Annotated in this window: 17 protein-coding genes; 10 read left to right on the top strand and 7 right to left on the bottom strand. The window is 61.1% G+C overall.

Features of this window, described 5'->3' with window-relative positions; translation table 11 throughout:
* The 7 genes from H7225_RS07210 to H7225_RS07240 all read left to right on the top strand — a co-directional run.
* The coding region (locus H7225_RS07210) for a methyl-accepting chemotaxis protein (RefSeq protein WP_290660312.1) at nucleotides 1-479 on the top strand (479 nt) is incomplete at its 5' end.
* 205 nt (nucleotides 480-684) lie between these two features.
* Nucleotides 685-1,125 carry a type IV pilin protein gene (locus H7225_RS07215; RefSeq protein ID WP_290660314.1) on the top strand — a complete coding sequence of 147 codons (441 nt, stop codon included), beginning with the start codon at nucleotides 685-687 and terminating at the stop codon, nucleotides 1,123-1,125.
* Nucleotides 1,110-1,619, top strand: coding sequence for a GspH/FimT family pseudopilin (locus H7225_RS07220; RefSeq protein ID WP_290660316.1), 510 nt, complete (start codon nucleotides 1,110-1,112; stop codon nucleotides 1,617-1,619). Before H7225_RS07215 ends, H7225_RS07220 begins: the two co-directional genes overlap by 16 nt.
* Before the next feature lie 17 nt (nucleotides 1,620-1,636).
* On the top strand, nucleotides 1,637-2,209 hold the full coding sequence (pilV, locus tag H7225_RS07225; protein WP_290660318.1) for a type IV pilus modification protein PilV: 573 nt from the start codon (nucleotides 1,637-1,639) through the stop codon (nucleotides 2,207-2,209).
* On the top strand, nucleotides 2,206-3,261 hold the full coding sequence (locus H7225_RS07230) for a PilW family protein (RefSeq protein ID WP_290660319.1): 1,056 nt from the start codon (nucleotides 2,206-2,208) through the stop codon (nucleotides 3,259-3,261). Before pilV ends, H7225_RS07230 begins: the two co-directional genes overlap by 4 nt.
* Nucleotides 3,262-3,263: 2 nt before the next feature.
* Nucleotides 3,264-3,818, top strand: coding sequence for a pilus assembly protein (locus tag H7225_RS07235; protein ID WP_290660321.1), 555 nt, complete (start codon nucleotides 3,264-3,266; stop codon nucleotides 3,816-3,818).
* A gap of 17 nt (nucleotides 3,819-3,835) precedes the next feature.
* Nucleotides 3,836-7,078 (top strand): PilC/PilY family type IV pilus protein, encoded by a 3,243-nt coding sequence (locus H7225_RS07240; RefSeq protein ID WP_290660323.1) that lies wholly within the window; start codon nucleotides 3,836-3,838, stop codon nucleotides 7,076-7,078.
* A gap of 20 nt (nucleotides 7,079-7,098) precedes the next feature.
* Here the strand turns inward: H7225_RS07240 and H7225_RS07245 are convergent, their stop codons facing one another.
* On the bottom strand, nucleotides 7,099-7,644 hold the full coding sequence (locus H7225_RS07245) for an OmpA family protein (protein WP_290660325.1): 546 nt from the start codon (nucleotides 7,642-7,644) through the stop codon (nucleotides 7,099-7,101).
* Between the two features lie 217 nt (nucleotides 7,645-7,861).
* On the opposite strand from H7225_RS07245, the gene tssK reads away from it, so the two are divergent.
* Genes tssK through tssM form a run of 3 tightly spaced genes read left to right on the top strand, consistent with a single transcriptional unit; the run spans nucleotide 7,862 to nucleotide 14,166 of the window.
* Nucleotides 7,862-9,199, top strand: a complete 1,338-nt coding sequence (gene tssK, locus H7225_RS07250) for a type VI secretion system baseplate subunit TssK (protein WP_290660327.1) — start codon at nucleotides 7,862-7,864, stop codon at nucleotides 9,197-9,199.
* Nucleotides 9,200-9,251: 52 nt separating this feature from the next.
* Complete coding sequence (locus tag H7225_RS07255) at nucleotides 9,252-10,610, top strand: DotU family type VI secretion system protein (RefSeq protein WP_290660329.1); 1,359 nt, start codon at nucleotides 9,252-9,254, stop codon at nucleotides 10,608-10,610.
* 16 nt (nucleotides 10,611-10,626) lie between these two features.
* Complete coding sequence (gene tssM, locus H7225_RS07260) at nucleotides 10,627-14,166, top strand: type VI secretion system membrane subunit TssM (RefSeq protein ID WP_290660331.1); 3,540 nt, start codon at nucleotides 10,627-10,629, stop codon at nucleotides 14,164-14,166.
* A gap of 21 nt (nucleotides 14,167-14,187) precedes the next feature.
* Here the strand turns inward: tssM and H7225_RS07265 are convergent, their stop codons facing one another.
* The 6 genes from H7225_RS07265 to H7225_RS07290 all read right to left on the bottom strand — a co-directional run.
* Nucleotides 14,188-15,264 (bottom strand): hypothetical protein, encoded by a 1,077-nt coding sequence (locus H7225_RS07265; RefSeq protein ID WP_290660333.1) that lies wholly within the window; start codon nucleotides 15,262-15,264, stop codon nucleotides 14,188-14,190.
* A gap of 157 nt (nucleotides 15,265-15,421) precedes the next feature.
* Nucleotides 15,422-16,060 carry a lysophospholipid acyltransferase family protein gene (locus H7225_RS07270; RefSeq protein ID WP_290660334.1) on the bottom strand — a complete coding sequence of 213 codons (639 nt, stop codon included), beginning with the start codon at nucleotides 16,058-16,060 and terminating at the stop codon, nucleotides 15,422-15,424.
* A gap of 24 nt (nucleotides 16,061-16,084) precedes the next feature.
* Nucleotides 16,085-17,050 (bottom strand): phosphatidate cytidylyltransferase, encoded by a 966-nt coding sequence (locus H7225_RS07275; RefSeq protein WP_290660336.1) that lies wholly within the window; start codon nucleotides 17,048-17,050, stop codon nucleotides 16,085-16,087.
* Between the two features lie 8 nt (nucleotides 17,051-17,058).
* A complete protein-coding gene (locus tag H7225_RS07280) occupies nucleotides 17,059-18,033 on the bottom strand; it encodes a CDP-alcohol phosphatidyltransferase family protein (protein WP_290660338.1) in 975 nt (324 codons plus the stop codon).
* Nucleotides 18,034-18,170: 137 nt separating this feature from the next.
* Nucleotides 18,171-18,821 carry a hypothetical protein gene (locus tag H7225_RS07285; RefSeq protein WP_290660339.1) on the bottom strand — a complete coding sequence of 217 codons (651 nt, stop codon included), beginning with the start codon at nucleotides 18,819-18,821 and terminating at the stop codon, nucleotides 18,171-18,173.
* An 18-nt stretch (nucleotides 18,822-18,839) separates the two neighbouring features.
* The coding region (locus tag H7225_RS07290; RefSeq protein WP_290660341.1) for a DUF2235 domain-containing protein at nucleotides 18,840-20,237 on the bottom strand (1,398 nt) is incomplete at its 5' end.

Genomic DNA, 20,237 nt, shown 5'->3' on the forward strand with positions numbered 1-20,237 from the left:
GCGACATCATTGGCGTGATCGACGGCATCGCGTTTCAGACCAACATCCTGGCGCTGAACGCCGCCGTGGAAGCGGCCCGCGCTGGCGAGCAAGGCCGGGGATTTGCCGTGGTCGCCTCGGAAGTGCGCAGCCTGGCGCAACGCAGCGCCAACGCCGCCAAAGAGATCAAAGGCCTGATCAACGACAGCGTGAAAAAGGTGCAAACCGGCTCGCGCCTGGTGGACGAAGCCGGGCAGACCATGGACGACATCGTGTGCCAGGTGCGCCGCGTGACCGACCTGATCGGCGAGATCAGCTCCGCCACGCAAGAGCAAACCAGCGGCATTGAATTGGTGAGTGGTGCGGTGGCCCAGCTGGACCAGGTGACGCAGCAGAATGCGGCCCTGGTGGAAGAATCAGCGGCGGCGGCTGAGAGCCTCAAGCATCAGGCTGCCGAGCTGGTGAAGGCGGTCAGTGTGTTCCGGCTGGACCGCGCCTGAGGCATCCGAAGCTTGTCAAGGCCCGTGACCTTCGACACACCGTGACCAATTGCGCATGTTGCTCCAACTTGCAAACAGGCGGTGATTTCGCACCGATAAACGGCGACGTGCTGCAAGCGCTTCTTCCTAGAATCGGACAAAAGTGCCTCGATTGATTTGCCCGCCAACGAACATCGCCATGCCAATCGCCCCTGATCAGCCCAACATGAAAGCCGTCACACCCGAGCGCGCGGTAGGTGGCTTCACGCTGATCGAATTGATGGTGGTGGTGGCGATCGTGGCGATCCTGGCCGCTGTGGCCTATCCGTCGTACACGAGTTATGTTTTGCGCGCCAACCGCGCCGCCGCCAAGAGCTTCATGCTCGAAGTCAGCAACCTTCAGCAACGGTATTTGATCGATGCCCGAGCCTACGCCGGCAGCCTGAGCGCCCTGAGCGCCACGGCGCCGTCCGACGTTTCTTCCAACTACACCATCACCGTGACCTCGCCCCGAGCCGGCATCACCGAACCCAGTTACACCATCACGGCCACGCCCATCAACAACCAGTTGAGTGGGGACACCCGCTGCGGAACCCTTACCCTGAACGAGACGGGCAGCAAGACCGCCTCTGGTGCGGCCGGAGTCACATCATGCTGGGGATCTTGACCGCCTCACACCCCCTGGGCGCGCCTGCCGTGACGCGCCACAGGGCCACAGGCTTCACCTTGATCGAGTTGATGGTCACGGTCGTCCTGCTGGCCATTCTGGCCGCCCTGGCCGCACCGTCTTTCCGCGAATTCATCGCCAATCAACGCGTCAAGAACGCCGCTTTTGAACTGATGGCCGCGCTGACCCAAACGCGCAGCGAAGCCATCACGCGCAACGCCAGCGTTGACCTGCTCAGGTCCGGCACCACCTGGGGCAGCGGATGGACGATATTGGCAGGCACCAGCACCGTGCTGAACCAAGAGGCCTACAACGGCCTGAGCATCACCGACTCTGCCGACCTGAACAAAATCAGCTACGGCAAAGACGGTCGATCCACCACCACCAGCACCAAGTTCACCTTGACGTCGGCCTCGGCCATGTCGGGGGTCAGCCCGCGTTGCGTGTCAATCGGCCTGAGCGGCGTGCCCAGCAACCGATTGGGGGCATGTTGATGGTCAGATCCTCTTCAATGCAGCGCCGCGGTATCGCCCTGATCGAGGTGCTGGTCACGCTCGTCGTCTTGATGTTTGGCCTGCTCGGGCTGGCATGGGTCAACAACCGGTCCAACCTGGGGGAAATGGAAGCCTACCAACGCGTCCAGGCCTTGCTTTTGCTGCAGGACATGTCGAGCCGCCTCAATGCCAATCGCCAGGTCGCCACCTGCTACTCCAACGGCGCGACTGGCGTGCAGGTCGGCACAGGAACATTGAGCTCAAGCATTCCCACCTGCGCTTCGGGCAACGCACGGCAGCAGGCGCAAGTCGCGGCCGATCTTGGCTCGTGGGACGGCCAGATCAAGGGCCAGAGCGAAACCCTGTCGACCGCCAAGGTCGGCGCCATGATCGGCGCGGTGGGTTGCGTGACTCAGGACAGCGTCGGCAGCAATGTGTACCTGATCGCCGTGTCATGGCAGGGCTTGACGCCAACGGCTGCGCCAACGCTGGCCGACGGGTCCCCGTTTACCTGCGGCAACGGCTTGTATGGCAATGAAAAGCTGCACCGGGTGATCACCACCAAGATCCGGATCGGAGCCCTGTCATGAACCCTCCGCGCAGGCCCCCGCGCCATCAAGGTTTCACGCTCGTCGAACTGATGGTGGCCGTGGCCATTGGTCTGTTCCTTCTGGCGGGCCTGAGCAGCCTTTTAGTGGCCAACGTCAAGACACGTTCAGAGCTGGATAAATCGTCCAGACAGATCGAAAACGGCCGCTATGCGTTGCATCTGTTGGGGGACGAATTGCAGCTCGCGGGATTCGTGGGCGTATCCAGCAGCACTGCTTTTGGCACCGTGGCGCCCGTAGCGTGTCCTGCCACCATTGCCGAACTGGGCTACACCGCCACCACCAGTCCAGGCACCTCCAACGTTCCATTCCCCATTTACGCGCTGAGCACCGCCCCTGGCTGCCTTGAGAACGTCAAGGCAAACACCGCGGTGGTGGTGCTTTCGCGGGTCAGCACCAACGTGACGGCGGCGGCCTCACCCAGCGCAGCGGAAATCTATTTCCAGCTGTCGACTTGCGCCACCGACACCTTGCCTTTCATCGTGGCGGGCGGGACGGCCAGCAACTTCACCTTGAAGCAAAAGGATTGCCTGGCCAGCAACCCCAGCGCCTTGCGCAAGGTCGTGCAGCGCATTTACTTTGTCAGCACCTGCAACGAGTGCGGCACCGACACCATTCCCACACTCAAAGTGGCGGAGTACGTGAACGGTGCGATGTCCATCAAGCCCTTGGTTGAAGGCATCGAAAACTTCCAAATGGACTACGGCATCGACATGGATGCCAACGGCTCTCCGGACTGCTACACCAGCAATCCGGGTAGCCCGCCCGCCGCCGAAGTCGCCACAGCAGTTTGTCCTCAAACGACGCCCGCTTACGACTGGACGGTCGCCAACACCAACTGGTCGAACGTGGTCGCGGTCCGTGTCCATGTCCTCGCCCGCAACACCGAGACCAGCCCGGGCTGGACCGATACCCGCACCTACGACATGGGGCTGGGCACGGGCGTGGTCGGGCCCTTCAATGACGCCACCAAACGCCATGTCTACAGCACGGTCTCCCGCTTGATGAATGTTGCCGGTCAGAGAGAACAATAGCCATGATCACTACAAAGCTCGCGCTCAGATCTGCACGGCGCCAAAACGGCGCCACCCTGCTGATGGCCATGGTCTTCATGCTGCTGCTCACCCTGATCGTGAGCTCGGCCATCAAGGCCACCAACGTCAACGTCAAGGTCGTGGGCAACATGCAGCTGCAAAAGGAATCGGAGGCCGCCGCGCTGCATGCCGTCGAGACCATTCTCAGCACCCCGTTCACGGCTGCTCCCGCAGCAAGCTCCGTGGTCGTTGACATCAACGACAGCGGGCAAACGGGATCAACGTACATCGTCAGCGTGCCGACGCCCGCCTGCGCCAGCGTCAAGGCGATCAAGCTCACGGAACTGGATGCCGCCAACTCGGACGACATCCCGTGCTACGCCAGCGGTGCCGCGCAAAACACAGGCATCGCCGGTGCGGACACGGGCGGAGACTCCTTGTGCTCCAACACCAATTGGGAGATCACGGCCACCGCCACCACGCCTGCTGGCGGTGGCGCCACCGCCACCGCGCACCAAGGCGTGGCGGTGCGCGTTCCTGTTGGAACGTCTTGCTGATCATTGAGGAGTTGCACATGAAAACGCCCCATCTGGCACGTTCGCTTTTGCTGTCGGGCCTCTTGGTCGCCAGCCTGGCCGCCCATGCCGAGGACATTGCCATCTACGGCGGATTGCAAGGGGCATCACAGCCCAATCTCTTGATCATTTTTGACAACGCGGCGGCGGCCTCGGCCAGCTCCAGTTTCACGTGCGCGGCCTTGACGGTCAACGATCCCGGCAAGAACTTTGGGTTTGAGCAATGCGGCCTGTACACGGCCATCAAGGCGATCGGGCAAGACACCGTGCTGAATGGCAACGTCAGCTTGGGCCTGATGTACTTCCCGTCTGGCGCCACCGATGGCGGCACGTTCGTATTGCCCTCGCCCACACCACCGCCCAGTTCGCTGCTGCTGATGGATGGCACAGGCACCGATGGGCGGGGGGTTAACCAGATGCTGACCCGCGTGTCTCAATTGAGACTGTCGAGCGACAAAAGCAACAACAACCAGATCGCCCAGGCCATGCAGGAAGGCTGGGCTTTCTTCCAAGCCAAGCGGGGCCTGTCCGGCACCACTTACCCAGGTTTGACCGGTCAGCCCTGCGCCAAAAACTTTGTGGTTTACCTCACGCTGGCGACCAACAACCAAAAGCCGCAGGATGGCGGCAACGCCGGTGGCGCGGCGCTTCAGTCATCCAAGCTCATGACCACGGCGCCCCCCCAGTTGACCTTGCCGGCCTGGAAGTCACCCATTTCGCCTTTCAAGACCGCAGCGGCCAAGTACCAAAGCGACTACTCCGACGAGTGGGCGAAATTCATGTTCGCGGGCGCCACCGCTAATCCTGCAGTGACCTTCCCCAGCATCACCACCTACACCATCATCCAAAGTGACGGGACCAACCCTGACTACGAGCAATTGATGGTCAGCATGGCCAAGCAAGGTGGGGGCAAATACTTCGTGGTGCAACTGGGCGACATCGCGGGGCTGACCAGCGCCTTGAAGCAAATTTTCAATGAAGTGCAAGCCGTCAACAGCGTTTTCGCCGCCCCTATTTTGCCGGTCAGCGCCAGCACCCAGGGCACCTACCTCAATCAGGTTTTCCTGGCGATGTTCCGACCGGACGCAACGGGCGCGCCGCGCTGGTTGGGCAATTTGAAGCAATACCAATTTGGCGTGGACACCTCAAACCCGCTCTCCCCCGAGCTTTTCTTGGCCGACTCATCGTGGGGGCCGTACGGTGCCAACATGAATGCCAAGCAGGCACTCAATTCCGCGGGCACGGGTTTCATCTTGCCCACGGCAACGAGCTTTTGGAGCTCAAAGACCACCGGGACACTTCCAGATTCAGCGGGCGGGTTCTGGACCAACAGCGCTCAAGGTGTCAGCGCAGGTTATGACGCCGAGGACGGGCAAATCGTTGAAAAAGGTGGTGTCAGTCAGCAGATCAGACTCCGGTACCTCACCGACACCTACAGCGACACCTCGTCCACGCCCAACAGCTCTCGCAGTCTGTACACCTGCCCCGCCGCGGGGTGCACGGGCAACGCGGCCCTGAGCGCCAACGCCTTCAGCACCGCCAACACGAGCCTGACCGCTGCTGCCCTCGGCATTGCCGGCACCAGCCCCACGGCCAGCCAGCTGATCAATTGGGTGCGCGGTGAAAACAACAACCCCCTCACGGAATCGACCGCGACCGCAGACGCCCGGATCACCATGCGCGGCTCCGTCCACGGCGATGTGCTGCACTCACGCCCCGCCGTGATCAACTACGGGGGCACGACGGGGGTCGTTGTGTTTTACGGCGCCAACGACGGCGTTTTCCGGGCGGTCAACGGGAACCAACCCAACAACCCTTCCGACACCACCAAACCCAAGGGGTCTTGCACCTTGTCCAGCACGTGCAACATCGGCGGCGTGCCGCCAGGGGGCGAGTTGTGGGGGTTTGTGCCCAGCGAGTTTTACTCAAAGCTGCAACGGCAATACCTGAACACACCGGGGCTGAAAATGGCCCCCACTCAGGTCGCGCCCTTGCAACCAAAAGACTATTTCTTCGATGGCTCCACCAGCGTCTATCAAAGCGGCAGCAAGGCCTACATTTACCTCACGGCACGACGCGGCGGCCGACTGATTTACGCGCTTGATGTGAGCGATCCCAGCACGCCGAAATTTCTCTGGAAGCGCACCAACAGCGACCTGGGGTCGGAGCTGGGCCAGACCTGGTCGCAACCCAAGGTGGCTCGCATCAAAGGCAACACCAACCCCGTGCTGATCTTTGGCGCAGGCTACGACACCAATGAAGACGCCGAACCGCCCACGGCGGACGTGATGGGACGCGGCATCTTCATCCTCGACGCCTTCACGGGCAACCTGCTGTGGCAGGCCAAACAAGGGGGCACCACCAACAAGTGCTCAGGCAATCCCTGCCTGCTTGCAGGCATGACCTATGCCATCCCCGCCGATGTCACGCTGGTTGATCGCAACTTCGATGGCTACATCGACAGGTTGTATGCCGCCGACACTGGCGGCAACATGTGGCGCGGCGACCTGGAGCCCACTGGGGGCAACACACCCAGCCACTGGCAAGTGACCCACTTCGCCAGCCTGGGCGGAACAGGCACCACGAAACGCAAGTTCTTTTTTCCGCCCGATGTCGTGCTGACCCGAGGCTATGACACGGTGCTCAACGTCACGGGCGACCGCGAACATCCTTTGAGGACGGAGCAAGCCGCCCTGATCAAAAACCGGTTCTACATGATCAAGGACACGCAGGTTGGCGTGGATGGTTCAAGTTGGACGCCTGTGGTGGACGACACCTCCGCGACTGGCGACACCGCCCCATCCTCGTTGTTCAATGCAAGCACCACGCCTTACGACAAATCGCTGAGCGGCTTCTACATCAACCTGGCCAATGCAGGAGAAAAAGGTGTCAACGCACCGCTCACCGTCGCGGGCAAAACCTACTTTGGCACCAATCAGCCCGAAGCCTTGAGCAACCTCAGCTGCCAGCCCAACCTCGGAAAAGCCCGCAGTTACAGCGTCGACTTCATGACGGGCGCCTCCACCGCCACCGTCTTTGATGGCGGTGGCTTGCTGCCATCGCCCGTCTACGGGGTGGTCACCGTCAACGTCGACGGGCAATCTCGTCAACTGCCGTTCCTGATTGGCGGGGGGGGCGACTCAGGCGCTGATTCGAGATCCGGATTGGGAGTGCAAAAACCTGAGATCAATGTCAATGCCAAGAAGCGCAGAACTTATTGGTACAAGGACACCGAACACTGAGGCAATTTTTCAGAGGCTTTTTACTTTTGGCGGCCGATCTCAACCCGGCGGTTCTCGCCGGAGAAGGGATTGGCCGCGTTCTTCAGCTCTTTGGTGCCCACACCGACCGAGGCCAGCAGCGCGGCGTCCACGCCCTGCACGACCAAATAGGACTTGACCGCGTCAGCGCGCCTTTGCGACAGCACCAGGTTGGCATCTGCCGAACCCGACGCATCGGCGTGGCCTTCAATCTTCACCACGCTGCCCGAGCCCTTTTTGGACTTGAGCACCTCGGCGAACACGTCCAGCTGCTTTTTCAGCGAGGGCGGCACATCGGCCGAGCCCAACTGGAACGACGACGCCGGCAGCGAATAGCGGATGGCCGGCTTGAAGCCCATGCATTTGAAGCCATTGGCCTCCAACTCTTTGCACGCGTCTTCAGGGAAGAGGCCTTCCTTGATGGCCTTGGCGTCGGGCACCTTGGCGCCGATGTCCAGGGCGCTGTCGGCCCGGGCAGAGGAAAACACACCGCCGGCCAGCACAATCAGGGCGGCCACAGCGGGGACTGCGAATTGAGCGAATTTCATGGGCAATCTCCCGAGGTCAAACAATGGGGGCTTCCCGGACACACCGGGGGCTCAAACCGTCATCATAGAGACTTCAGCGGGCACTGTCCGCCCTGAATCAAGGGGGGCGTCAAGTTTGCAGGCAGTGATTTTTGAAGAGCTAGGGGGGTCTCCACGCCCTGTCAGGCCCCTTCTGTAACGTACAGTTCAAGATCAGCCCTACACACACGATTCGGATATGACCTGGCACAACAAGGTGGTTTGGACGGAGGGCATGTTCCTCCAGCCGCAACATTTCCAGCAGCACGATCGTTATCTGGCACACCAGCTGGATGCGCGATTGGCCTCCAGCATGGGCTATGGCTGGGGGTTCTATTCGCTGGTGCTCGATGAGTCCGCGCTGGCGCAGGGCAAGATCGCCGTCGCCTCGGCCAGCGGCGTGCTGCCCGATGGCACTGCTTTCCACATCCCCGGCCATGACGCCGCGCCTGCCGCGCTCGACGTGCCGCTGGACGCCCGCAACGAACTGGTCGTGCTGGCCGTCTCGTTGGCCCGCCCCGGCGTGGCCGAATCCGACGCCGAAGACTCGGGCGGCTCCATGCCCCCGCGCTTTCGCGTGGCCGAGGTCGATGTGGCCGACACCAACGCCGCCGCCGAACGCGAAGCGCCGCTGCAGATCGGCCGTCTGAACCTGCGCCTGATCCTGGCCCGCGATGCCAGCGAGGGCTACACGCACCTGGGCGCCGCCCGCATCACCGAGCGCCGCGCCGACAACCGCCTGATCCTGGACACCGCCTACGTCGCGCCCACCCTGCACGCGCCCAACAACGTCATCCTGGACGGCTATGTGCGCGAGATCCACGGCATGCTGCACCAGCGCGGCGAGGCCCTGGCTGCCCGCATGGGCCAAGGTGGCCGCGGCGGCGTGGGCGAAATCGCCGACTTTCTGCTGCTGGAAACCGTGAACCGCAACGAGCCCGTGTTCGCGCACCTGCAAAAGCTGTCGGTGCTGCACCCCGAGCGCCTGTACGAAACCTGCCTGAGCCTGGCTGGCGATTTGTCCACCTTCCGCGACAAGCGCCGCCCCGCGAACCTGCCCGAGTACAAGCACGACGACCTGGCGCCGTGCTTTCGCGCCGTGATGCAGGACCTGCGCCAGTCGCTGTCGGCGGTGCTGGAGCAGACCGCCATCCCGATCGAGCTGCAAGACCGCAAGTACGGCATCCGCGTGGCCACCATTCCCGATGTCGAGTTGCAGCGCAACGCCAGTTTCGTGCTGGCCGTGGGCGCGCAAATGCCGGCCGATGCGCTGCGCGTGCGCTTCCCCACGCAGGTCAAGATTGGCACGGTCGAGCGCATCCGCGATTTGGTGAATTTGCAACTGCCGGGCGTGACGCTGCGGCCGCTGCCAGTCGCGCCGCGCCAGATTCCGTACCACGCCGGGTTCAACTACTTTGAGTTGGACACGCGTGGCAACGACATGTGGAAGCAGCTGGAAACTTCGGGCGGCCTGGCCATGCACATCGCTGGCGAGTTCCCGGGCCTGGAGTTGCAGTTCTGGGCCATCCGCGCTTGACGCGGGCCCCAAGCCAAGTCATCAAGCGGTCCCTTGAGTTGTTGAGGTTGCCATGAGCGAAGAAGATCCTTTCGCCGCGTTCGAATCCGACCGCACCATCATCAAGCCCAGCGCGGGGCGCAAGCCGGGGGCATCAAGCACTGGCCAGCCGCCGCCTGCGGGTGCTGCCGCCGCGCCATCGTCCGCGCCCATTGGCGGGCTGCCGCCTGGTGCCGGCTCGGTCACGCTCGATGCGCTGATGAGCGCCAGCCTGAACCCGCTGGTGTCGGCGGCTGCGCCCTTGCTGAACGCCGCGCCGCGCATCCGCGCCATGGCCCAGCATCCCAATCCCGCTGGCTTGAAGGATGCGCTGGCCGATGGCATCCGCAAGTTCGAAGCGCAATCGCGCCAACGCGGCCTGCCCAACGAACAGGTGATTGCCGCGCGCTACGTGCTGTGCACGCTGCTGGACGAATCGGCCGCGAGCACGCCCTGGGGCAGCTCGGGCGCGTGGTCGGCGCAAAGCCTGCTGGTGCAGTTTCACAACGAGGCCTGGGGCGGCGAGAAAGTCTTCCAGCTGATGTCCAAGCTGGCCGAGAACATCGAGACCAACCGCGATCTGCTGGAGCTGCTGTACGTGGCCTTGGCCTTTGGCTTTGAAGGCCGCTACAAGGTGCAGACCGACGGCCGCGCGCAGCTCGACAGCGTGCGCGTGCGCCTGGCTGATCTGCTGCGTAAGAGCCGTGGCGGCTACGACAAAACGCTGTCGCCGCGCTGGCAGGGCGTGCCCGCCCAGACCGCGCGTTTGAGCGATGGCCTGCCCATGTGGGTGATCGGCGCCATCGTGGGCGTGCTGCTGATGTTCGCCTTCATCGGCATGCGCTTTGGCATCAATGGCCAGTCGGATGCGACCTTCTCGGCGCTGCAAAGCCTGGACGTGAAGGCGGCACCGGTCACAGCACCGCCGCCACCGCCCGTGGCCGCACCGGCACCGCGCTTGGCAGGCTTCCTCAAGCCCGAGATCGAAGCGGGCCTGGTGGCCGTGCAAGACCTGGCCGATCGGTCCATCGTCACCATCAAGGGCGATGGCTTTTTCGAGCCCGGCAGCGCCGACATCGCAGGCCGCGTCAAGCCCCTGCTGGTGCGCATCGCCGATGGTTTGAACGGCGTGCCCGGCCAGGTCTTGATCACCGGCCACACCGACAACCAGCCGATCCGCTCGGTGCGTTACCCCTCGAACTGGCACCTGTCGCAAGAGCGTGCCACCTCGGTCAAGGCCACGTTGGAAGCGAACAAGGTCAAGCCCGAGCGCATGCGCGCTGAAGGCCGTGCCGACGCCGAAGCCGTCGAGGACAACGCCACGCCTGCGGGCCGCGCCAAGAACCGCCGCGTGGAAGTCACGCTCTTCGTGCAACCCGCCGCCGCTCAATGATTTTCAGGATCGCCGCATGAAAAAGCTGTTGCAGGTGCTCTTGCACCCCGTGTTCCTGGCTGTGCTGGGCTTGCTCGCTCTGTCGGCCATCATCTGGTGGGTCGGGCCGCTGATCGCCATTGGCGAGTCGCGTCCGCTTGACTCGATGGTGTTCAGGCTGGCGATCATCGCTGTGCTGTTTTTGCTGCTGGCGGCCAAGGTGGCTCATGGCGCCTGGCAGCGCAAGCGCACCAACGCGGCGCTGGTGCAGGGCATGACGGGTGGGCCATCCGCCTCTGACCGTGAAGTGGCCACGCTGAACGAGCGCTTCACGCAAGCGATGGGCGTGCTTCAAACTAGTCGCAAGCCTTCGCTGTTCAAGCGCAGCCAGCACTTGTACGAGCTGCCCTGGTACATCTTCATCGGCGCGCCGGGCTCGGGCAAAACCACGGCCCTGATGAACGCGGGCCTGAACTTTCCGCTGGCCGAGAAGCTGGGCCAGGCCTCCGTCAAAGGCGTGGGCGGCACGCGCAATTGCGACTGGTGGTTCACCGACGAGGCCGTGTTGATCGACACGGCCGGCCGCTACACCACACAAGAATCCGACAGCAAGGTCGATGCGGCCGCGTGGGACGGCTTTTTGGCCCTGCTGAAAAAGACGCGCCCGCGCCGCCCCTTGAACGGCGTGATCCTGACCGTCAACATCCAGGACTTGTTGCAGCAAGGCGTGCATGAGCGGCAAGAGCACGCCGCCAAGCTGCGCGCGCGCCTGCAAGAGCTGCACGACAAGCTGGGCCTGAGCGTGCCCGTGTACGTGCTGGTCACCAAGGCCGATTTGATCGCCGGCTTCAACGAAAGCTTTGGCGAGTTGAACAAGGAAGAACGCGACCAGGTGTGGGGTTTCAGCCTGCCCTACAACGCGGACGCGCCCTTGCAAGACAAGGAGACACCGCTGGGTGATTTCATGGGCGAGTTCGGCGCGCTGGAGCAGCGCCTGCGCGATCGCCTGATCGACCGCATGGACGCCGAGCGCGAGGTGCTCAAACGCGCCGCCGTGTTCGCCTTCCCGCAAGAGTTCGCCAGCCTCAAGCCCGTTCTGTCGGACTTCCTCACGCAGGTCTTCACCGGCGGCGGGCAGTTCGAGCAACGCCCGCTGCTACGCGGCATTTACTTCGCCAGCGGCACGCAAGAGGGCACGCCCATCGACCGCGTCATGGGCACTTTGGCGCGCGCCTTTGGCGTGGAGCGCAAGGTGGCTTCGCTGTCCAGCGGCAAGGGCAAGAGCTTCTTCCTGCACCGCCTGCTGCGCGACGTGATCTTCGCCGAGCAAGGCCTGGTCGGCGTCAACAAGAAGGAAGAGCAACGCCGCACCGTGATGCGCTGGGTGGCCCTGGCGAGCATCGGGGTTCTGAGCACCGCGCTGCTGGTGGGCTGGGCCGTGAGCTACAGCCGCAACAAGGCCTACATCGCGCAGATTCAGGGCAAGTTGCCCGAGCTGCAGCAGGCCGTGAACGCCATCCCGCCCGCCAACACAGGCGATGTGACGCCGCTGCCCGCCATCCTCGACCTGGTGCGCAACGCCGCCCACCCGGCCGAGTTCGACATCGCCCACCCGCCCCTGCTGAACGGCCTGGGCTTGTACCAGGGCGACAAGCTGGACGCGGGCGCGCAGCAAGGCTTCAACCACCTGTTGCAACATGCGCTGATGCCACGCGTGGCCAAGCGCCTGGAAGAGCGCCTGCGCAGCGTCAACAAGGACAACCTGGAGCTGGCCTACGAGGCCCTCAAGGCCTACCTGATGCTGTACACGCCCGACAAGTTCGACGCCGACACGCTCAAGGCCTGGATCAGCATCGATTGGGAAGTGAACTTGGCCAACAGCCTCACGCCTGAACAACGCGGGGCCTTGAACTCGCACCTGGACGCCGCCCTGGCGCAGGGCGCACCGCAACCCACCGTGGCCATGGACACGGCCTTGGTGGCCAGCGTGCGCGACATGCTGGTGTCCTACCCGCTGGAGTACCGCGTTTACAGCCGCCTCAAGCGCGCGCAAACCGGCTCGGACATCCCCGAGTTCACCGTGGCGGGCGCCGCTGGCCCCAATGCCGCGCAGGTGTTCGAACGCACCAGCGGCCAGCCGCTGACCAAGGGCATCCCGGGCCTGTACACGCGGGATGGTTATCAGAAGGCCTTCCAGAAGTCGGTGGAGAAAGCCACCTTGCAACTGGCCACCGAAGAAGGCTGGATCCTGGGCACCAAGACCGACCCCGCCAAGCTGCGCGACATCGCCCTGACCGGCGAGCTGCCCAAGCGCGTGCGCCGGCTTTATCTTGAAGATTATGTGAAGACTTGGGACGCCTACCTGGCCGATGTGCACCTGGTCAAGCTGAGCGGGTTGGACCGCAGCATCCAGGTGGCGCGCGTGCTCTCAAGCGTGGACTCACCGCTGGCCGCGTATCTGCGCGCCGTGGCCCGTGAGACCACGCTGGTGCCCGCCCCTGCGGCCGCCGCTGCTGGCAACCCCTTGAACGACGTTGCCAACAAGGCCGAGGCCGCCCGCAAGGAGCTGGCCGCGCTCAGCGGTGCGCAACCCGTGCCCGCCGCCGATGCGGCCGCCGGCCCGATCGAGCGCATCGTGGACGACCACTTCGCCGACATCCGCCGCCAGGTCACCGGCCAGCCCGCGCCCATTGATGAGACGCTGAAGATGTTCAACGAGGTCTACGTGCAGCTGTCGGCCGTGGATGCCGCCGCCAAGAGCAAGTCGCCGCCACCGCCCGCCGGTGGCGCCGACCGCATCAAGGCCGCGGCTGGCCAGCAACCCGAGCCCATCAAGTCGATGCTGACCGCCTTGTCCGATGCCGGCGCCTCGCAAAGCCGTGGGGCCGAGCGTGCCAGCCTGAGCGACGAGATCAAGCCCATCGCCGAGTTCTGCGCCCGCGCCATTGCAGGCCGCTATCCCTTCAGCGCCAGCTCGCAGGCCAACGTGATGCCGGACGACTTTGGCCAGTTCTTCGGCCAGGGCGGCCTGATCGACGACTTCTACCAACGCAAGCTGGTCAACCTGGTGGACACGGGCAGCAACCCCTGGTCGCTCAAGCCGCTGACCGATGGCACGCGGCCGCCCGCGCCGCCCGCTTTGGCCGAGTTCCAACGGGCTGCGCGCATCAAGGATGTGTTCTTCCGCAATGGCGGCAAGGCGCCGTCCTTCCGCGTCGACATCCGTGCGCTGGAGTTCCTGGATGGGGCCAAAGAGCTGAGCTTGGACATCGATGGCCAGGTCACCAAGTTCGCGGCAGGCAACACCACGCCGGTCACGGTCAACTGGCCCAGCCAGCGCGTGGCCTCGCAGATCAAGCTGTCGGCCGGTGGCGCGGGCGTGGCCTTCGATGGGCCGTGGGCGCTGTTCCGGATGTTCGACCGGTTTGAGGTGCAGCCATCGGGGCAGCCGGAGCGCTTCACTGTGGTGGTGAATGTGGATGGCAAGCGGGCCAAGCTGGAAGTGACGTCGAGCAGCGCGTTCAACCCCTTCAGGTTGCGCGAGGTGCAGCAGTTCAGGTGCCCGGGGGCGTTTTAATATTCTGAGAAGCATCACCGGTTACGGCGCCAGCAACTCTGGCCGCATCGCAATCAATCGAATGGCAGAGTTCGCTCCGTGACCCTCAATGTAGATCGTGCGAGCTTGAGACCCGTAGATTCCGCCGGTGATGTCCGCAATGGTTTGATCAACGGAAAGTTGTAGGCCTGGGTTGCTTACTTTCACTTGAATAGGCAACATGCCTTTTGACACGACGGACTTGCGTACATCAAAGTGCCATTCGGTGGTGTCGAAAGTGGCTGCGGTAGTCCCCATTTCTACGACGGCGCTGGTGCACGAATTGATTTGAACCCTGATTTGACTCAACTTCAAATCCAAGACGGCGTCGATGTCGCAATCAACACTGGAGTCGCTGGCCACAGTGCCTCCAGTTTCAGGGTTGATGACACCCGCCCGTCCCGTGTCACCTTGGATGTTGACCGCCCCCGTGTACGTCAACAGGGTTTCATCGGGCGCATCAAGCCAGTCTGAGCGCAGCCCTAGTTTTGCCGTCCAATTGTCCCAATTTATCAGCGGCACAGAAAAACCAGGTTGCCATTCTGGGGTCAAGTTTTGACGCCTCAGTTCCGAGAAATCCGCTGCGTAACCGGTTTCAAAAATCAGCTGTCGAGAGGTATCGCCACCCGCGAGCATGTAGTGCATGCCCGGACCTATGGGCCCGAAAGTGGCCTCTTCAGGGCCGTAGGTATTGCTCTCCAGCATGAATCTGTGCCTGCCCACATACACGTCCCGGGACAGCATACCTCCGTAGGTATAAATGCCATTCTTGTCCCTCAAAAGGTTGAAACCTGTGGTTGTGAAATGCACGAATTTGCCATCTTCCGGATTCAACAAATACGCGTTTAATTGAGCGATCTGGACGCTGGACGACGTTGGCTCTTCACAGGTTTCCTCCAGTCCGGGCCCCATGGTGCTGTTCGCACACAACATACCGGCCGGTGAGGCATACGCGTCATAGGCAACTTTGCCTTGTATGTTGGCCAGCGGAGTCGCAGGCGGTGCGTCGCTGCCGCCCCCGCAGGCAGCCAAGGCCATGTAAAGCGCGGAAACTGGAATCCATTTGTATTGGTTTTTCATATTCACTCCCTGAAACTCAACCCAGCATTGTCTTGCTTGCAACTGTCGAGGCAGTGCCCCCATTCGGGTGGATGTTGTAACTGAATGAATCTACCCCCTTGGCCATCGCTGCGCCAGGTCTTGGCCGCAGCCCTCAACCAAGCAGAGGCATCACGCGTCAATCCTCCTGCAACTGCGGGCGGGTCATACACCGTTCTATTTGCTCCATAAATGCCGATTTCAGTTGCAGCATGAAAACCTCGGCATCGTCAGCCATCGGCACATCCTCACCCACAACCACATCGCAGTTAAATGGCACAAGCACGGGATCTCCTTTGGGCAAGGCTTTGCCCAATCCATGCATCACCACGGGAATCACCCGCAATCCTTGATGCGGTTTCGCCAGGTGATGAAGGCCCTTTTTCAGCGGCTGCATTACCTCAGGGGCACCACGACTACCCTCAGGAAAAATGATCAGGATGTGGCCTGACTCAAGAGCTTGGTGACATGCCTCGAAAAGGACCTCCTTGCGCACTCCGCTCAAACGGGTCAAGGGAATGATCCCGATCACGTTCAGTGAGAACCAAGCCAACCATCGATTGCTCAGAAAATAATCGGCAGCAGCAACAGGCCGAACTTTGGGCAGCAGGCGCAACGGCATCAGCGACATCAGAACCATCGTGTCAAGGTGGCTGTTGTGATTGGCCGCGAGAATGGCAGGGCCTTGACGCGGTAACCGCTCACGGTGCACCACGTTCAATCCAAGCAAAAGCAGAACAAGCGGCCGCACTATCAAGACAAAAAACAGCAGTTTCAACGCAGTGGCTAACACAGCATCTCCTCAGTATTTGAGGTAATAAATGAAATGGAAGAACAGAGGCGCTGTATAGGTCAGACTGTCAATGCGATCCAAGATGCCGCCGTGCCCGGGGATGAGATTGCCGGTATCTTTGATGTTGAGATCGCGTTTCACGGCGGACATCGTCAGATCGCCGATAAAGCCTGCCAGGCCGATGATGCTGCCTGCCAGTAGCCCCTCCTGCCACGTCAATGGCGTCAATGGCTCGGCCAATAGGCAACCGGCCACCACGGTGGTAATCACTCCGCCCACAAAACCCTCCCACGTCTTGTTTGGACTGATGTTTGGAATGATCTTGTGTCGGCCGAAAATTTTCCCCCATATGAACTGAGCGACATCGTTGAACTGTGTGAGAAAACCCAGATAAAGCACCAGACCAATGGCCCCACCCTTCGGATTGACATCGCTGCTCAAAACCAGCAAGTAGGCAATGTGGCTAATCGAGAAGATCGTCGTCATGGCCGCCCAGTGATAGGTGGCTGCGGATCGAATGAATCCTTTGGTCTCGCCCAATAGCAACATGCGAAACGGGATGAACAGAAACAGATAAACCGGCACAAAAATGATGAAAGTGCCATACCACTCGATGTAGACGAGGTAGTAGTTCAAAGGGATGGCCAGGTAGAGCCACAGGATGACGCGCCGATCCGGCTCGCGAATCGGAACGATGGAAAGAAACTCCTTGAGCGCAAGAAAACTGAGGAAGGCAAAGAAGATGACCGATGCTGTTTTCCCCACCAGCAATGCTGTAAAGACAACGCCCACCATCAACCACCAGGAGTTGATCCGAAGCCTCAACTCCTGATGATCTTTGTGAGGCTGGAGTTGGCGTAATACAAAGCAGATGAGGGAAGCGCTGATGAGTAGTGCCACAACGCCCAACATGGCCATTTGGGTGTTTTGCGGAATGAAGTCAAAGGTCATGGCCTGGGTCTTGAAGTGATTCATATCGGACATCAAGTCCGCTGGCTGAGAAATCGATACATCGCTAGGGTTCGTCTGTAAGAAGTGACACAGCAGCCGACCACGATCACCATCAAGGCTGCCGCAATACATTCACCTTTGAGTGAGCTGAATGGCTCAAGCAGCGACAGTACGCATGCCAGGGTTAGCACGGCCATGCGATGTTGCTTGGCCATCGGCCCCCGAAAATCCGGATGCGCGCCCAGGGACACACCCAGCACCCGGATGTATGCAGTCAGGACCGCCAGCACTGCGGCCATCCAGCCCAGCACAACGGCAGCAGGAATGGTGGGCACAGAGTACCCGGCAGCCACCAAGATGACTGCGTCGGCGATGCGATCAGGCATGTCGTTGAACAACTCACCAGCGGGTGTGCTTTTGCCCCCTTCAACAGCCACCATACCGTCCAACAGATTGCACAGCAGTCGGCACTGCACGAAGAGCGCCGCCAACATCAGCCAGATCGACTCGGTTAATCCTGAAAATTGTGCGCGAGCAACGAGCGCCATCCCGGCCGCCATGGCAAACACCACACTCATCACCGATATCTGATTAGGGGTCACATTATTTGCCGTCAGCCACTGAGCCGCTGCGGCAGCCAGTTTGCTGCTCCGCACTCTGATCGGTCGCCGATTAATCAAGGATCTGTCAATTTCCATGTTGGGATGCGCATCAACTGCGCCCGATGAGCGGCACATTTCTTTAAACGGCCGTCGCGCCAATCGATGGCTGAGATGAAGGCAGTAGCCGAAAGCCACTGTGGATGGCGGAACAATGGTGGCCAAGACGTGGGCAGTGCCTGCCAAACAATGAATGGTCACCAACATCGTGGTCGTACAAACGACCGTCAGGATCGGCGGCAACCAGACCTGGCTTGCATAACGGTGCAGACGCATCGACATCGCAGCGACTGCGGTAGCCAATACCAGCGTGATGAAAAAGCTGGCCGCACCTTGGAGGAATGCCACGCTCAGATTCGAATCATGGCCTCGTTCATGACCCACCCAGAATGCCCATGAACCCCAGAGTAGGGAAGCCAAGAGTGCGGACGGGATCTGAGAAACCAGCACACCCTTTGTTCTCCTTATGTTCATTTCCATCTCATTCAACGGTTGTACCGGTCTAGGTCATCACCGCCCTCATGCACGACATCGCCAAAGCCACCGGGAGAACCTACCGCCTGGTCACGCATCGCCCAACGCATCTTCACGCCATCGGGCGTCCAGAAGATGTAGAGCCACAGCGTCTTGTTCGCGACCTTGCCTGGCTTTGCTTCTCGCTTGGAATCAACCACCTCGTCCACTACTGACTGGGGAACCCTGCGCTTGATGTCAACACGCTGCTTTTGAAATGGCAATTTGGCGTACTTCTCTTCATACGCTTGATCGAACGCTTCACGAGTTGGGAAATCTTTGTATTTCAGCCCCGGATATGCTGGCTCTTGCCACGTGAACTCAACCCATTCAGGCAGCCCTCGGTGATCGCCAGATGCCGCCATGACTTTGGTCGGCACGTTGCGCCAAGTTCGCCATTTCTTGATGCCAAATCCGCCTATTGATCCTGGATTAGTAAACGGCTTCCCATCGGGAAGTTTGGCTGATTTGATGGAGATGCTTTTGTCATCAATCAAGCCGCCATACTCAAGCGTCATCCCAGGCCCGTCCGTGTCCTGACCAAAGGACTGGCAACCCGTCCCTGCCAGCACGCCAAACACCAGCAAACTGCGCCGCGTCAATACATTCAACCTGATCATCATGCTTCCTTTTGATGGGGGCTATTTGAGTTTGCAACCTTCAGGCACCGAGGGCGATGGCTGAAACGTCACCGAAATACCTGTCAGCCATGCTTCGTATTTCTTCACATCTATCAGCCCGACGATGGTTCCGTCGGCACCGCAAGCTTTGGTGAAGTATTTGATCGATTCCCGGGCTTTGTCCGTGCTGGTCACGCCGTCGTGCATGACCGCATTTTCTTGCTTGACCCGACTGCCATCTCGATAGGCCAATTCTCTGTCGCCGCCATCAGACCACAGCCATTCCTTGAAGCCTTTGCCGACACGTGAATCATGGACGACAGGGTTGCTGACGACATTCCAACCACTGCTTTTGATTTTTTCTTCATCGAAAGCAATGCCCTGTGAGCTGGCCTGATCAATCATCCACATCAAGGCCACGTCGCTCAGATCCCCTTCGGCATAACCGCCGCCAATGTCAGAGTGGGCACCCACAAAGCCCCTTTCGATGCGCGTACCCGTGTTTGCCGTCGAACCGTTGGCGTGGATTGACTCGACATCGAAATCCGCGATGCCTCCTCTGTGTTCGTTCATTGCGACGGCATGCGCCGCAAGGCCCACGGATGCTGGAATGGAAAAATCGTAGTTCTTCTCATCGCCATGATCGGCCCCCGCGTGGGGCACCGTGTCCCACACGCCCAAAAACCTGAAGTTGATGCAACGCTTGTTTTCACCGGTATTCGATGTGCTGAATTCGCGCGATTCGCTCAACTTCTTCTCGATCTGCGACACCCAGGCACGCGCCTCGGCCGCACCTCGGCTGAAACCGATCACATCCACATCCAGCCACTTGCCATTGTTGGCGGTATCGCTTTTGATGAAATCTTCCAAGAACTCGGTACCCAAATCCACGCGCTCACGGAAGCCTGTTCCGGCAGCTTCGCTGCCCTCGAACTGCATGTGCTTATTGGTGGTGCCGATGCCCGTGATGTAGAAAGCCTTTCCATTTTGGTCTTGGTCATATGCTTGAAGGAGCTTCTGCACATTCGAAAGGCTGCTGCCGCTCTGAGCGGGATCAGAATTCCCCGTCCCATCAAACGCAAACAGGATCAGCCCGGTCGGGTCCGCATAGATCAGCGGGTTGTGGTTGGCATACGCAAACGGCTGCGTCAGCGGCTGGGCGATCCGCCCTTGCGCCCAGGCCACCAGCGCCGCCTTGATGTTGGGCAGCGGCCCCAGCGGATCAGGCTCCAGGTACTCGCCGCGCAGCGGGTCGTAGGTGCGCAGCCCGTTGTCGTACCAGCCGGTCTCGGCATCGAAGTACTGGCCCGGCAGGCGCAGGTTCAGCTCAATGCCTTGGACACCTGCTTGCGCGACATGGCCAGGTCGGCTCGTTGTCTTGGTTTTGGTCAAGCCATAGGCGCTGTAGCTGCCCCGCCA

The sequence above is a fragment of the Aquabacterium sp. genome (genome assembly GCF_014378415.1).
In the GTDB taxonomy this organism is placed as follows: domain Bacteria; phylum Pseudomonadota; class Gammaproteobacteria; order Burkholderiales; family Burkholderiaceae_C; genus Aquabacterium.

Coding starts and splice junctions, on each gene's coding strand:
- H7225_RS07245 (WP_290660325.1), bottom strand. CDS start 7,644: ATGAAATTCGCTCAATTCGCAGTCCCCGCTGTGGCCGCCCTGATTGTG.
- H7225_RS07275 (WP_290660336.1), bottom strand. CDS start 17,050: ATGAATCACTTCAAGACCCAGGCCATGACCTTTGACTTCATTCCGCAA.
- H7225_RS07285 (WP_290660339.1), bottom strand. CDS start 18,821: ATGATGATCAGGTTGAATGTATTGACGCGGCGCAGTTTGCTGGTGTTT.
- tssK (WP_290660327.1), top strand. CDS start 7,862: ATGACCTGGCACAACAAGGTGGTTTGGACGGAGGGCATGTTCCTCCAG.
- H7225_RS07255 (WP_290660329.1), top strand. CDS start 9,252: ATGAGCGAAGAAGATCCTTTCGCCGCGTTCGAATCCGACCGCACCATC.
- H7225_RS07235 (WP_290660321.1), top strand. CDS start 3,264: ATGATCACTACAAAGCTCGCGCTCAGATCTGCACGGCGCCAAAACGGC.
- tssM (WP_290660331.1), top strand. CDS start 10,627: ATGAAAAAGCTGTTGCAGGTGCTCTTGCACCCCGTGTTCCTGGCTGTG.
- H7225_RS07220 (WP_290660316.1), top strand. CDS start 1,110: ATGCTGGGGATCTTGACCGCCTCACACCCCCTGGGCGCGCCTGCCGTG.
- H7225_RS07230 (WP_290660319.1), top strand. CDS start 2,206: ATGAACCCTCCGCGCAGGCCCCCGCGCCATCAAGGTTTCACGCTCGTC.
- H7225_RS07240 (WP_290660323.1), top strand. CDS start 3,836: ATGAAAACGCCCCATCTGGCACGTTCGCTTTTGCTGTCGGGCCTCTTG.
- H7225_RS07265 (WP_290660333.1), bottom strand. CDS start 15,264: ATGAAAAACCAATACAAATGGATTCCAGTTTCCGCGCTTTACATGGCC.
- pilV (WP_290660318.1), top strand. CDS start 1,637: ATGCAGCGCCGCGGTATCGCCCTGATCGAGGTGCTGGTCACGCTCGTC.
- H7225_RS07215 (WP_290660314.1), top strand. CDS start 685: ATGAAAGCCGTCACACCCGAGCGCGCGGTAGGTGGCTTCACGCTGATC.